General features: G+C 67.5%; 13 protein-coding genes and 1 tRNA gene. All 14 read right to left on the bottom strand.

Annotation, left to right across the window (positions count from 1 at the left end; translation table 11 throughout):
• Window positions 1-8: 8 nt before the first annotated feature.
• The 14 genes from nuoG to BW996_RS03995 all read right to left on the bottom strand — a co-directional run bounded on the left by nuoG (window position 9) and on the right by BW996_RS03995 (window position 13,878).
• The gene (gene nuoG, locus BW996_RS04060; RefSeq protein WP_037482728.1) at window positions 9-2,327 is read right to left on the bottom strand and encodes an NADH-quinone oxidoreductase subunit NuoG; all 2,319 of its coding nucleotides are present in this window, start codon (window positions 2,325-2,327) and stop codon (window positions 9-11) included.
• Window positions 2,328-2,347: 20 nt separating this feature from the next.
• On the bottom strand, window positions 2,348-3,700 hold the full coding sequence (gene nuoF, locus BW996_RS04055; protein ID WP_037482731.1) for an NADH-quinone oxidoreductase subunit NuoF: 1,353 nt from the start codon (window positions 3,698-3,700) through the stop codon (window positions 2,348-2,350).
• A 16-nt stretch (window positions 3,701-3,716) separates the two neighbouring features.
• Entirely contained in the window at window positions 3,717-4,229 is a 513-nt protein-coding gene (locus tag BW996_RS04050) for an NADH-quinone oxidoreductase subunit NuoE family protein (RefSeq protein WP_037482734.1), read from the bottom strand.
• A 35-nt stretch (window positions 4,230-4,264) separates the two neighbouring features.
• A complete protein-coding gene (locus BW996_RS04045) occupies window positions 4,265-5,518 on the bottom strand; it encodes an NADH-quinone oxidoreductase subunit D (RefSeq protein WP_037482736.1) in 1,254 nt (417 codons plus the stop codon).
• A gap of 27 nt (window positions 5,519-5,545) precedes the next feature.
• Window positions 5,546-6,145: an NADH-quinone oxidoreductase subunit C gene (locus BW996_RS04040; RefSeq protein ID WP_037482738.1), complete on the bottom strand. Its 600-nt coding sequence runs from the start codon at window positions 6,143-6,145 to the stop codon at window positions 5,546-5,548.
• Between the two features lie 18 nt (window positions 6,146-6,163).
• On the bottom strand, window positions 6,164-6,640 hold the full coding sequence (locus BW996_RS04035; protein ID WP_037482740.1) for a NuoB/complex I 20 kDa subunit family protein: 477 nt from the start codon (window positions 6,638-6,640) through the stop codon (window positions 6,164-6,166).
• A 55-nt stretch (window positions 6,641-6,695) separates the two neighbouring features.
• Window positions 6,696-7,055 carry an NADH-quinone oxidoreductase subunit A gene (locus tag BW996_RS04030; RefSeq protein WP_037482741.1) on the bottom strand — a complete coding sequence of 120 codons (360 nt, stop codon included), beginning with the start codon at window positions 7,053-7,055 and terminating at the stop codon, window positions 6,696-6,698.
• Window positions 7,056-7,221: 166 nt separating this feature from the next.
• A tRNA-Leu gene (locus BW996_RS04025) sits at window positions 7,222-7,306 on the bottom strand.
• A 244-nt stretch (window positions 7,307-7,550) separates the two neighbouring features.
• Window positions 7,551-7,928 carry a preprotein translocase subunit SecG gene (gene secG, locus BW996_RS04020; RefSeq protein ID WP_037482743.1) on the bottom strand — a complete coding sequence of 126 codons (378 nt, stop codon included), beginning with the start codon at window positions 7,926-7,928 and terminating at the stop codon, window positions 7,551-7,553.
• 48 nt (window positions 7,929-7,976) lie between these two features.
• Entirely contained in the window at window positions 7,977-8,726 is a 750-nt protein-coding gene (gene tpiA, locus BW996_RS04015) for a triose-phosphate isomerase (protein ID WP_037482745.1), read from the bottom strand.
• A 42-nt stretch (window positions 8,727-8,768) separates the two neighbouring features.
• Window positions 8,769-9,770, bottom strand: coding sequence for an NAD(P)H-quinone oxidoreductase (locus BW996_RS04010; RefSeq protein WP_037482746.1), 1,002 nt, complete (start codon window positions 9,768-9,770; stop codon window positions 8,769-8,771).
• Window positions 9,771-9,814: 44 nt separating this feature from the next.
• Complete coding sequence (gene pnp / locus BW996_RS04005) at window positions 9,815-12,127, bottom strand: polyribonucleotide nucleotidyltransferase (RefSeq protein ID WP_037482748.1); 2,313 nt, start codon at window positions 12,125-12,127, stop codon at window positions 9,815-9,817.
• A 189-nt stretch (window positions 12,128-12,316) separates the two neighbouring features.
• Window positions 12,317-12,580 (bottom strand): 30S ribosomal protein S15, encoded by a 264-nt coding sequence (rpsO, locus tag BW996_RS04000; protein WP_037482750.1) that lies wholly within the window; start codon window positions 12,578-12,580, stop codon window positions 12,317-12,319.
• Window positions 12,581-12,684: 104 nt separating this feature from the next.
• Window positions 12,685-13,878, bottom strand: coding sequence for a pyridoxal phosphate-dependent aminotransferase (locus BW996_RS03995; protein ID WP_037482752.1), 1,194 nt, complete (start codon window positions 13,876-13,878; stop codon window positions 12,685-12,687).
• Between the last annotated feature and the right edge of the window lie 14 nt (window positions 13,879-13,892).

Below are 13,892 nucleotides of genomic sequence, written 5' to 3'. Positions count from 1 at the left end.
ACGGCGACTCAGGCGCGCTCGAGGCTCACGGTGCCGAAGACGGCACCGAGCGCGGCGGTTTCAGGAACACCGGCGCTGACACGCACGGTGTCGGCGGCCAGCGTCGCGTCGATGGCGACCGGCAGCACGACGGCGGCCTCGCCCTGCTTGACGCGGACCTTGGCACCGGCCTGCACGCCCAGCTTGGCGGCCAGCGCGGACCCGATGGCCAGCAGCGGCGCCGCGGCATCGGCGGTGGCTTGCAGCGAAGGCGCACGACGCACGACCGAATCGGTGGCGTAGAGCGGCACGTTGGCCAGACGCTGCAGACCGGCGGGCGCGGAGGCCGCCAGCTGCGGGGTGGCGCTGCTGGCGTTGGACAGGCGCGCCGACACCTTGGCGGCATCGTTCAGGCCAGCGGCGGCGCGCACGTCCTCGACCGATTCCTGCGTGAAGGCGTTCAGGCCCAGCAGGTTGCCCAGCACACGCAGCACCTTCCAGCCCGGACGGGTCTCACCCAGCGGACGCACCACGCCGTGGAAGGACTGCACGCGGCCCTCGGCGTTGACGAAGCTGCCACCGGTCTCGGTGAACGGCGCGATCGGCAGGATCACGTCGGCGAACTCGACATTGGCCTGGAAGGGGCTGAAGGCGACGACCATCTCGGCCGCGGCCAGCGCCTTGGCGGCCTGGGCGGCGTTGGCGGCGTCCAGCACCGGCTCGGTGTTGAACAGCAGGTAGGCCTTGAGCGGCTTGGCCAGCATTTCGGCGGCGTTCAGGCCGCCCTGCCCCGGCAGCGCGCCGACCAGCTGGGCACCGACCTGGTTACCCGCGTCACCCAGGAAGCCGCAGGACGCACCGGTCTGCGCAGCGATCCAGTTGGCGATGGCCAGCAGCTCGGCGGCTTGCGGGTGGGCGGACGCCGCCTGACCCAGCAGCACCGCGCTCTTCGAGCCCGACAGCAGCGCATCGGCGATGGCCTGGGCCTGAGCGCCCGGCTGCACCGCCAGCGGCGCGGTCACGCCCTTGGCGGTGGCCACCGCGGCGGCGACCTCGATCAGCACGGAGAGCCACTGCGACGGCGCGGCGACGATCTCGGCGCCGACCGGCATCGCCCAGTCCTCGGCCTGCGCACCGACGCGCAGGACCTGCGCGCCATGGCGCGCCGCCTGGCGCAGACGCTGCGCGAACAGCGGATGGTCCTTGCGCAGGAAGGAGCCGATGACCAGCGCGCGGTCGACCGACGACAGCTCGGCGATCGGCAGGCCCAGCCAGCGCACCGCGCCGGCCTCCAGGCGGAAGTCGCTCTGGCGCAGACGGTGATCGATGTTCTGGCTGCCCAGGCCGCGCACCAGCTGGCCCAGCAGGAAGAGCTCCTCGCTGGTGCTGGTGGCCGAGGCCAGCGCGCCGATCGAGGCGGCACCGTGCTGCGACTTGATGTTCTTCAGGCCGTTGGCGACATATTCCAGCGCGACCGTCCAGTCGACGGTCTTCCACTGACCGCCCTGCTTGACCATCGGCTGGGTCAGGCGGGCATCGCTGTTCAGGGCCTCGTAGCTGAAGCGGTCGCGATCGGCGATCCAGCACTCGTTGACGCTGTCGTTCTCCAGCGGCACGACACGCAGCACCTTGTGGTTCTTGACCTGCACGATCAGGTTCGCGCCGGTCGAGTCGTGCGGGCTGACGCTCTTGCGACGCGACAGCTCCCAGGTGCGGGCCGAGTAGCGGAAGGGCTTGCTGGTGAGCGCGCCGACCGGGCAGATGTCGATCATGTTGCCCGACAGCTCGGAGTCGACCGTGCCGTTGACGAAGGTGGTGATCTCCGAGTGCTCGCCCCGGTTGACCATGCCCAGCTCCATCTGGCCGGCGATCTCCTGGCCGAAGCGCACGCAGCGGGTGCACTGGATGCAGCGGCTCATTTCCTCCATGGAGATCAGCGGGCCGACCTCCTTGTGGAAGACCACGCGCTTTTCTTCCTCGTAGCGCGAGGCGCCCTTGCCGTAGCCGACCGCCATGTCCTGGAGCTGGCATTCGCCGCCCTGGTCGCAGATCGGGCAGTCCAGCGGGTGGTTGATGAGGAGGAACTCCATCACCGACTGCTGGGCCTTGATCGCCTTGTCGCTCTTGGTGCGCACGATCATGCCCTGCGTCACCGGGGTGGCGCAGGCGGGCATCGGCTTCGGAGCCTTCTCCACGTCCACCAGGCACATGCGGCAGTTGGCCGCGATCGAGAGCTTCTTGTGATAGCAGAAGTGCGGAATCATCGTGCCCGCCTTCTCGGCCGCATGCATCACCATGCTGCCTTCGGGCACTTCCACCTTCTTGCCGTCGAGTTGGATTTCAACCATGTTCGTCTGCCCCGATCAGATCAGATGTACGACGGGACCTTGCAGGTCTTGTGTTCGATGTGGTGGGCAAACTCGTCGCGGAAATGCTTGAGCATGCCGCGCACCGGCATCGCCGCGGCGTCGCCGAGCGCGCAGATGGTGCGGCCCATGATGTTCTCGGCCACGTTGTCGAGCAGCGCCAGATCGTCCGGGCGGCCGTGACCGTGCTCGATGCGCTCGACCATCTTGAACAGCCAGCCGGTGCCCTCGCGGCACGGCGTGCACTGGCCGCAGGACTCGTGCGCATAGAAATAGGACAGGCGCAGCAGGCTCTTGACCATGCAGCGGGTCTCGTCCATCACGATGACCGCGCCCGAGCCCAGCATCGAGCCGGCCTTGCTGATGGAGTCATAGTCCATCGTGCAGGCCATCATGATGTCGGCCGGCAGCACCGGCGAGGACGATCCGCCCGGAATGACTGCCTTGAGCTTCTTGCCGCCCTTGACGCCGCCGGCCAGCTCCAGCAGCTTGGCAAAGGGCGTGCCCATCGGGATCTCGTAGTTGCCCGGCCGCTCGACGTCGCCGACCATCGAGAAGATCTTCGTGCCGCCGTTGTTCGGCTTGCCGCACTCGAGGTAGGCCTGGCCGCCGTTGCGGATGATCCAGGGCACCGCCGCGAAGGTCTCGGTGTTGTTGATCGTCGTCGGCTTGCCGTAGACGCCGAAGCTGGCCGGGAACGGCGGCTTGAAGCGCGGCTGGCCCTTCTTGCCTTCGATCGACTCGATCAGCGCGGTCTCTTCGCCGCAGATGTAGGCGCCGAAGCCGTGGTGCGCGTGCAGCTGGAAGCTGTGGCTCGAGCCCAGGATGTTGTTGCCCAGGTAGCCGGCCGCACGGGCTTCTTCCAGGGCTTCCTCGAAGCGCTCGTAGACCTCGAAGATCTCGCCGTGCACATAGTTGTAGCCGACCGAGATGCCCATCGCGTAGGCCGCGATGATCATGCCCTCGATGACGATGTGCGGGTTGTACCGCATGATGTCGCGGTCCTTGCAGGTCCCCGGCTCACCTTCGTCGGTGTTGCAGACCAGGTACTTCTGCACCGGCAGCGCACGCGGCATGAAGCTCCACTTCAGGCCGGTCGGGAAGCCCGCACCGCCCCGGCCGCGCAGGCCGGAGGCCTTGACCTCGGCAATGACCTGATCCTGGGTCAGACCGGCGCCGCCGTCCTTGCCCAGGATCTTCTTCAGGGCCTGATAGCCGCCCCGGGCTTCATAGTCCTTCAGACGCCAGTTCGTGCCATCCAGACCCGCGTAGATCTGCGGGTTGATGTGCCGGTCGTGGAAACAGGTTTCCAGGCCAGTGGCCTGGAACTTCGAGAGATCGAGCGCGAGCGTCATGGCCTGTCCACTCCGTTCAGTTCTTCTTGGCGGCCGCGGCGGCCGGCTTGGCGCTGGCACGCAGCACCTTCACCAGCTCCTTCAGGCGGTCATCGCTCATGTAGCTGAGCATCTGGCGATCGTTGACCAGCATCACCGGCGCGTCGGCGCAGGCACCCAGGCACTCGCACTTCTGCACGGTGAACACGCCGTCGGGCGTGGTGCCGCCGTCCTCGATGCCGAGCTCCTTGCACAGCTTCTCCAGCGCCTTCTGGCCGTCGCGCAGCTGGCACGGCAGGTTGGTGCAGACGTTCAGCTTGAACTGACCGACCGGACGCTGGTTGTACATGTTGTAGAAGGTCGTGACCTCGCGCACCGCGATCGGGGCCATGCCCAGATAGTCGGCGATGGCCTTCTCGGCCTCCGGCGAGACCCAGCCCTGCTCCTGCTGGGCGATCGACAGACACGCCATCACGGCCGACTGCTTCTGCTCGGCCGGGTACTTGGCAACTTCGCGCGCGAACCGCGCCAGGGTGGCTTCACTGAACATGGATGGTTCTCAGCGGACTTCAGTGATCTTCGGACTCAGCGGTCGATCTCGCCGAACACGACGTCCATCGTGCCGATGATGGCGACCGCGTCGGCGATCATGTGGCCGCGCGACATCTCGTCGAGCGCCGCCAGATGCACATAGCCGGGCGGGCGGATCTTCATGCGATAGGGCTTGTTGGCCCCGTCGCTGATCAGATAGATGCCGAACTCGCCCTTCGGGTGCTCGACCGCCGCGTAGGCCTCGCCCTCGGGGACGTGGAAGCCTTCGGAGAAGAGCTTGAAGTGGTGGATCAGCTCTTCCATCGAGGTCTTCATCTCGACGCGCGAGGGCGGAGCGACCTTGTGGTTGTCGGTGATGACCGGGCCGGGGTTCTTGCGCAGCCAGTCCACGCACTGCTGGATGATGCGGTTCGACTGGCGCATCTCCTCGACACGGACCAGATAGCGGTCGTAGGTGTCGCCGTTGACGCCCACCGGGATGTCGAACTGCATGCGGTCATAGACATCGTAGGGCTGCGTCTTGCGCAGATCCCACGCGATGCCCGAGCCGCGCAGCATCGCGCCGGTCAGACCCAGGTTGAGCGCACGCTCCGGGCTCACCACGCCGATGCCGACGGTGCGCTGCTTCCAGATGCGGTTGTCGGTCAGCAGCGTCTCGTACTCGTCGACCAGCTTCGGGAAGCGGCGGACGAAGTCCTCGATGAAGTCAAGCATCGAGCCCTGGCGGTTCTCGTTGAGCTTGGCCATCGCCTTGGCGTTGCGGATCTTGCTGACCTTGTACTGCGGCATCGAGTCCGGCAGGTCGCGGTAGACGCCGCCCGGACGGAAATAGGCCGCATGCATGCGCGCGCCCGACACCGCCTCGTACATGTCGAACAGGTCTTCCCGCTCGCGGAAGCAGTAGATCAGCATGTTCATCGCGCCGCAGTCCATGCCGTGGCAGCCCAGCCACAGCAGATGGTTCAGCAGGCGGGTGATCTCGCTGAACATCACGCGGATGTACTGCGCGCGTTCCGGCACCTCGATGCCGAGCAGCTTCTCGATCGCCAGGCAGTACGCATGCTCGTTGCACATCATCGACACGTAGTCGAGACGGTCCATGTACGGCAGCGACTGGATGAAGGTCTTGTGCTCGGCCAGCTTCTCGGTGGCGCGGTGCAGCAGACCGATGTGCGGATCCGCACGCTGGATGACTTCGCCGTCGAGCTCCAGCACCAGGCGCAGCACGCCGTGGGCCGCCGGGTGCTGCGGACCGAAGTTCAGGGTGTAGTTCTTGATCTCAGCCATGGCTCAAAACCTCTGGTGCCGCGCCGCTCAGTGCAGACCGCCGTAGTTGTCTTCGCGGATGACGCGCGGGGTGATCTCGCGCGGCTCGATCGTCACCGGCTGGTAGATCACGCGCTTCTGCTCGGGGTCGTAGCGCATCTCGACATGGCCGGTGACCGGGAAGTCCTTGCGCATCGGGTGACCGATGAAGCCGTAGTCGGTCAGGATGCGACGCAGATCCTCATGGCCTTCGAAGACGATGCCGTACAGGTCGAAGGCCTCGCGCTCGAACCAGTTGGCGGCCGTCCACAGCGGCGTGACCGCGGCCACGACCGGGAAGTCGTCATCGGTCGCGAACACCTTGATGCGCAGGCGCCAGTTCTTGCTGACCGACAGCAGGTGCGAGACCACCGCGTAGCGCAGGCCGTCGTACTCGCCGTCGCGGTAGGTGCTGTAGTCCACGCCGCACAGGTCGATCAGCTGCTCGAAGGCCAGGTCCGGGTGATCACGCAGCGTCTTGCAGACGGCGAAGTAGTCGCCCGCCTTGACGGTCATCGTCAGCTCGCCGCGCGCGCGAACCATCTTGGCCACGCGGTCGCCGAGAATGCGCTCGAGCGCGGCCTGCAGGGTGTCGAGTTTCTGGGTCATGTCGATTTCCCTTGGCGATCAGCGCGCGATGGTGTTCTCGCGGCGGATCTTGGCCTGCAGCTGCAGGATGCCGTAGAGCAGCGCCTCGGCGGTCGGGGGGCAGCCCGGGACGTAGACGTCGACCGGCACGACGCGGTCGCAGCCGCGCACGACCGAGTAGCTGTAGTGGTAGTAGCCCCCCCCGTTGGCACAGGAGCCCATCGACAGCACCCAGCGCGGCTCGGCCATCTGGTCATAGACCTTGCGCAGCGCCGGCGCCATCTTGTTGCACAGCGTGCCGGCCACGATCATCAGGTCGGACTGGCGCGGACTGGGCCGGAACAGCATGCCGAAGCGGTCGATGTCGTAGCGGGACGCACCCGCATGCATCATCTCGACGGCACAGCACGCCAGACCGAAAGTCATCGGCCAGAGGGAACCAGTCTTCGACCAGTTGATCAGAGCATCGACACTCGTCGTGACGAAGCCTTCTTTCAAAACGCCTTCAATGCCCATCGTGTTCTTCCGTGGCTCTTGCGGTGATCGATCGATTGTCGGACCGGGAGAAAACTCACTCCCAGTCGAGGGCGCCCTTCTTCCATTCGTAGACAAACCCGACGACCAGGATGCCCAGGAAGATCATCATCGCCCAGAAGCCTGTCGCGCCGATTTCACGCAGCGACACCGCCCAGGGGAACAGGAAGGCGATCTCGAGGTCGAACAGGATGAAGAGGATCGCGACGAGGTAGTAGCGCACGTCGAACTTCATGCGCGCATCCTCGAAGGCCTCGAAGCCGCACTCGTAGGGGGAGTTCTTGGCCGGGTCAGGGCGATGCGGGCCGAGCAGCGCACCGAGGATCTGGGGCGCGACGCCGACACCGATGCCGACGAGGATGAACAGAATGACGGGGAGATATTGTTCCAGGTTCATGTCGGTCGGCTCGGCAGATCCTCGTGCGGCAAAAATAAAGCGCGCTGTCATGGAAGACACCGAAGTGCCCTACCGAATGCTCAGCGCGCCCACCTGTTCCCTGTGCTTTGCCAGGGCGCCGGATCGATTGCCGCATGAGGAATCGATCCACGTGTCACTTGATTCATGGTGCCGTCGGCGAGACTCGAACTCGCACAGCTTTCGCCACTACCCCCTCAAGATAGCGTGTCTACCAATTTCACCACGACGGCATCGGGTTGTTGATCGTGCTTCACGATCCTGCCAAAAGATCCATCAAGAAGATGCTGGATTATCTGGCAGTTGCTGCAGCTGATTTGCCTGAGGTTTGCTCTTCAGCACAGACATGAATTCTAGCGTGGCTCAGGGTTTATCTCAAGCCCCTGCCACTCTTGCCGTGACGATCTCGAGAGTGTGTATCGAATTCACCACTTCGATGAATCCAGTCACCCCTCCCGAGAAGGCGCAGGTCGCGGCTCAGCGCGAGGCCGGCACGGAGGCCGCCGGAGCGACCAGACCCGGGATCTGTGCAGCAGCCGGAGCCGCGGAGGCCGGCGCGCTGGCCGCCACCGGCGCCGAAGCCCGGTCAAGAATGCTGCTGCCGGAATCTTGCGGACGCAGGTTGCCGAAGTAGGCCAGCGCCAGGGTGCACAGGAAGAACACCGTGGCCGCGATCGCGGTCGAGCGCGACAGGAAGTTGGCGCTGCCGGTCGCACCGAACAGGCTGCCCGAGGCGCCGCCGCCAAAGGAGGCCCCCATGTCGGCCCCCTTGCCCTGCTGGACCAGCACCAGCCCGATCATCGCCACCGCCGCCGCCATCTGCAGCAGCAGCACGATATTCATCATCACTTGCATCGAGAAGACTCCGAGAAAGACCGCTGAAGCGCGCCCCGTGCGCGACTGTCAGCCTGCGGCCCGCGCGATGGCGACGAAATCCGCCGCCTTCAGCGCTGCACCGCCGATCAGGCCGCCATCGATGTCGGCCTGGGAAAAAAGGATCGCGGCGTTGTCAGGCTTGACGCTGCCACCATAGAGCAGCTTCATGTCCGCTGCACGCGCGGTGGCTGCTGCAAGCTGAGCGCGCAGCACCGCATGGACCGCCTGCGCCTGCTCGGGCGAGGCGGTGCGGCCGGTGCCGATCGCCCAGACCGGCTCGTAGGCGACCACAATCTCGCCGATGCACTGGCCCAGCGTGTGGATCACCGCCGAGAGCTGGCGCTTGACGACCGCCTCGGTCTCGCCAGCCTCGCGCTGCGCCAGCGTCTCGCCGACGCAGACGATCGGCGTCAGGCCCTTGGACAGTGCGGCCTGTGCCTTGTCGGCGACCTGCTGGTCGGTCTCGCCGTGGTAGGCGCGACGCTCCGAGTGGCCGACGATCGCGAAGCGGCAGCCGAATTCCTGCAGCATCGCCGCCGAGACCTCGCCGGTGTAGGCGCCCTGCGCGTGCGCCGAGACATCCTGCGCGCCCCAGGCCACGCCGCTGTTGGCCAGCGTCACCGCGACCTCGGACAGGTAGGGGAACGGCGCGCAGACCGCCACATCGGCGGCCGCGAACGGACGCGCGGCCAGGATGCCCTGCAGCAGTTCGGCGTTGGCGGCATGGCTGCCGTGCATCTTCCAGTTGCCCACCACCAGTTTGCGACGTGTCGTCATCTTCAGTCCCTATCGATATCGAGTTGAGAAATCCGCAATGCCTCAGGCCGGGAGCGTGTCCCAGCGCAGCATGATCTTGCCGACATGCTGGTTCGACTCCATCAGCGCATGGGCGGCGGCGGCCTCGGCCGCCGGCAGCACCGCATGGATGACCGGGCGGATGCGACCGGACGCCAGCAGCGGCCAGACCTGGCGGCGCAGCGCCGCGGCGATCTCGCCCTTGAAGGCGACCGAGCGCGGCCGCAGCGTGGAGCCGGTCACCGTCAGCCGGCGGCGCAGCACCAGGCCGGCGTCGAGCTGCGCCTTCGTGCCGCCCTGCACCGCGATGATGACCAGGCGACCGTCCTCGGCCAGACAGGCGACCTCGCGCGCGACATAGTCGCCCGCGACCATGTCGAGGATGACGTCCACGCCCCGACCGCCGGTCAGGCGCAGCGCCTCGGCCTGGAAGTCGGCCGTGCGGTAGTTGATCGCATGGTCGGCGCCCAGCGCGAGGCAGGCCTGGCACTTGTCGTCGCTGCCGGCGGTGGCGATGACCGTGGCGCCGAAGACCTTGGCCAGCTGGATCGCGGTCACGCCGATGCCACTGGTGCCGCCCTGGACCAGGAAGGTCTCGCCGGGCTGCAGCGCGCCGCGCATGAAGACGTTCGACCAGACGGTGAAGAAGGTCTCGGGCAGGCTGGCCGCCTCCAGGTCGGACAGGCCGTCCGGCACCGGCAGGCACTGCACCGCCGGCGTCACGCACAGCTCGGCGTAGCCGCCGCCCGGCGTCAGCGCGCACACGCGCTGGCCGATCGACAGGCCGGCCGCGGCCATCGCGGCGGCGTCGCCGTCCACGATGACGCCCGCCACCTCCAGGCCCGGCAGATCGGAGGCACCCGGCGGCGGCGGATACGCGCCCCTGCGCTGCAGCACGTCGGGACGGTTGACGCCGCTGGCGGCCACGCGGATCAGCACCTCGCCCGCACCCGGCACCGGGTCGGGGCGCGTGCCCTGCACCAGCACCTCGGGGGCGCCGGGGCGCGTGATCTCGATGGCCTTCATCGTGTCGTCCTCCGTCCGCTCATGCGCTGCAGCTCAGCGGCGCATCACTGCTGCTGCTGTTGCTGCTGGTCAGCGACCTCGTCGCCAGCGCCGGGCGCCGCCGACTGCTCGCCACGCGGCGGGCGCTCGGTGCGGTCGCCACGATCACCGCGGTCGCCACGGTCACGGCGCGGGCCGCGATCGCCACGCTCCGGGCGGTCGCCGTACTCGCGGCGCGGGGCGCGCTCGAAGCGCTCCTCTTCCATGCCTTCCGGACGCTCGATCAGCGCCTTCATCGACAGCTTGATGCGGCCCTTCTCGTCGGTCTCCAGCACCTTGACCTTGACCATCTGGCCTTCGGTCAGGAAGTCGGTGACCTTCTCGACGCGCTGGTGGGCGATCTGGCTGATGTGCAGCAGGCCATCCTTGCCCGGCAGGATGTTGATCAGCGCGCCGAAGTCCAGGATCTTGGTGACCGGGCCTTCATAGACCTTGCCGATCTCGGCCTCGGCGGTGATGTCGGCGATGCGCTTCTTGGCCTCCTCGGCCTTGACCGCGTCGGTCGAGGCGATGGTGATGGTGCCATCCTCGCCGATGTCGATCTGACAGCCGGTCTCCTCGGTCAGCGCGCGGATCACCGAGCCGCCCTTGCCGATCACGTCGCGGATCTTCTCCGGATTGATCTTCATGGTGTAGAGGCGCGGCGCGAACTCGGACACCTCGGTGTTGGCGCCCGACACGGCCTCGGTCATCTTGCCCAGGATGTGCAGACGGGCTTCCTTGGCCTGGGCCAGCGCGACCTGCATGATTTCCGGGGTGATGCCCTGGATCTTGATGTCCATCTGCAGCGCGGTCACGCCGGCGGTGGTGCCGGCCACCTTGAAGTCCATGTCGCCGAGGTGGTCCTCGTCGCCCAGGATGTCGGTCAGGACGGCGAACTTGTTGCCTTCCTTGATCAGGCCCATCGCGATGCCGGCGACATGCGCCTTCATCGGCACGCCGGCGTCCATCATCGCCAGGCAGCCGCCGCAGACCGAGGCCATGCTGGAGGAGCCGTTCGACTCGGTGATCTCCGAGACGACGCGGATGGTGTAGGCGAAGTCTTCCTTGTTCGGCAGCAGCGGCACCAGCGCGCGCTTGGCCAGGCGGCCGTGGCCGGTCTCGCGGCGCTTGGTCGAGCCCATGCGGCCCACTTCGCCGGTGGCGAACGGGGGCATGTTGTAGTGGAACAGGAAGGTGTCGCGGAACTCGCCGGCCAGTGCATCGATGCGCTGCGCGTCCTGGTCGGTGCCCAGGGTCGCGACGACCAGCGCCTGCGTCTCGCCACGGGTGAACAGCGCCGAGCCGTGGGTGCGCGGCAGCACGCCGGTGCGGATCTCGATCGGGCGCACGGTGCGGGTGTCGCGGCCGTCGATGCGCGGCTCGCCGGCCAGGATCTGGCCACGCACGGTCTTGGCTTCCAGCTCGAACAGCAGGTTGTCGACCTCGACGCCGTCGAACTCGACGCCGGCGGCGCTCAGCGCGGCCTTGGTCTCGGCGTAGGCGGCGCGGCAGGCCTGGGTGCGGGCCTGCTTGGAGCGGATCTGGTAGGCGGCCTGGATCTTGGCCAGACCGAATTCCTCGACCTTGGCGATCAGCGGCTCGTTCTTGGCCGGCGGGGTCCACAGGCCGGCCTCGATCCAGTCCGGCTTGCCGGCGTCACGCACCAGATCGTTGATCGCGGCGATCGCGACCTTGGCCTGGGCGTGGCCGAAGCTCACGCCGCCGAGCATCACTTCTTCCGACAGCTGGTCGGCCTCGGACTCGACCATCAGCACGGCCGCCTCGGTGCCGGCGACGACCAGGTCCAGCTTGGAGGACTTCAGCTGCGTCGGGCCGGGGTTGAGCACGTACTCGCCGTTGACATAGCCCACGCGCGCGGCGCCGACCGGGCCGTTGAACGGGATGCCCGAGATCGCCAGCGCGGCCGACGAGCCGATCAGCGCGGCGATGTCGGCCGAGACTTCCGGATTCAGCGACAGCAGGTGCACGACGACATGCACCTCGTTGTAGAAGCCTTCCGGGAACAGCGGGCGCAGCGGACGGTCGATCAGGCGGCTGGTCAGCACTTCCAGCTCGGAGGGCTTGGCCTCGCGCTTGAAGAAGCTGCCCGGGATCTTGCCGGCGGCGTAGGTCTTCTCGATGTAGTCGACGGTCAGCGGGAAGAAGTCCTGGCCCGGCTTGGCGCCCTTGGCACCGACCACGGTGGCCAGCACCACGGTGTCGTCGATGTTGACGATGACGGCGCCGGAGGCCTGGCGCGAGATCTCGCCGGTTTCCAGCGTGACGGTGTGCTGGCCCCAGGTGAAGGTCTTGGTGACTTTGTTGAACAGGGTCATGGAGGCGGTTTCCGTGTGAGGGTCCCGGTCACCGCGGCTGGGATGCCATTCCACCGAAGCCGCAGGCCGCTGGAGCGACCTCGGTGGAATGACACAGCAGCGCCCACGCGCGACCGAAAGGACAGAATTCAGAAAAACAAAGAGCCTGTGCTGGCTGATCCAGACAGGCTCTTCGCATGCATGCGCAGATTACTTGCGCAGGCCCAGCTTCTGGATCAGCGCGACATAGCGGTCGGCGTCCTTGGCCTTCAGGTAGTCCAGCAGCTTGCGGCGGCGGCTGACCATGCGCAGCAGGCCGCGACGACCGTGGTGGTCCTTCTTGTTGGCCTTGAAGTGCGGGGTCAGGTGGTTGATGCGCGCGGTCAGCAGCGCGACCTGGACTTCAGGAGAACCGGTGTCGGCGGCGCCACGGGCGTTGGAGGCGACGATCTCGGCCTTGTTGATTTCGGACATGTGATTTCCTTCGGTTCCGGATTGATGGTTTCACTTGCGGTCGCGGATGGAACCGATCTGCGCCGTGTTGTTCCTCGCCAGCGTGAAACCGGCGAAGCCCGTCATTATAGCGTCAAGGCCCGCGCCAGCCGATCGACCCCGGCCAGCAACCGCTGTGGCTGGCGTGATGCGAAGCACCACCTCAGCCAGCCCTCGCCCTCCGGCCCGAAGGCCGAGCCCGGCGCCAGCCCCAGGCCGTGCTCGGCCACCAGGCGGCGCGCCAGCGCCAGCGAGTCCGCCTCGCCCTCGACGCGCAGGAAGGCGTACATCGCGCCGTCGGGGCGCGCGACCTCGACGCGGGGCAGCGCCTGCAGCGCGTCGACCAGCGTGTCGCGGCACAGCCGCAGCCGCGCCTGCAGCGCCGGCACCGCCTCGGGCGCAGCCGCCAGCGCCGCCAGCCCGGCGCGCTGCACGAAAACCGGCGCGCAGGAGGTGTTGAACTCGATCAGCTTGGCGATGTGCGGCATCAGGCTCTCGGGCGCGATCAGGCTGCCCAGGCGCCAGCCGGTCATCAGGAAGCTCTTCGAGAAGCTGTGGATGACGATCAGCCGGTCATCAGGCGCGGCGATGTCGAGAAAGCTCGGCGCGCACAGCCGCGCCGCCTCGGCCGAGCCGGCCGGCGGCGGATCCTGCGGGTAATACAGCCGCTCGTAGACCTCGTCGGCGACGATCCAGGTGCCGGTGCAGCGGCAGTGCGCCAGAAGCGCCTGCTGATCGGCGCGGCTCATCGTCCAGCCGGTCGGGTTGTTCGGCGCGTTGACGATCAGCACCCGCGTGGCCGGCGTGACGGCGGCGAGCAGCTCGTCCAGGTCCAGCGCCCAGACGCCGCCAGCTCTCGGGCGCAGGCTCACCCGGCGCACCCGTGCGCCCAGGATCGCCGGCTGCGCGGCCAGGTTGGGCCAGACCGGCACGACCACCGCCACCTCGTCGCCCGCCTCGACCAGCGCCTGCTGCGCCAGCATCAGCGCGCTGACGCCCGAAGACGTCACCGCCACCCGCTCCGGCCCGATCGGCAGCGGCGGCGCATGCAGCCGCGCGACCTGCGCGGCCAGCGCCGCGCGCAGCTCCGGCAGGCCCAGATTGGGGGAATAGAAGGTCTCGCCGGCCTCGATCGAGGTGACGGCGGCATCGCGCACCGGCACCGGCGTGATCTCGTCGCTCTCGCCGAACCAGAAGGCCAGCACGTCGGTGCGGCCCATGCCGGCGTCGGCGACCTCGCGGATGCGCGAGGCAGGAAGGTCGGCGATCAGCGCGCGCATCAGGGCTCCCGACG

Origin of the sequence: Sphaerotilus natans (genome assembly GCF_900156335.1) — a bacterium.
GTDB lineage: Bacteria > Pseudomonadota > Gammaproteobacteria > Burkholderiales > Burkholderiaceae_C > Sphaerotilus > Sphaerotilus natans.
The sequence above is the reverse complement of the archived record's forward strand: the minus strand, read 5'-3'. Positions and strand labels throughout refer to the sequence as shown.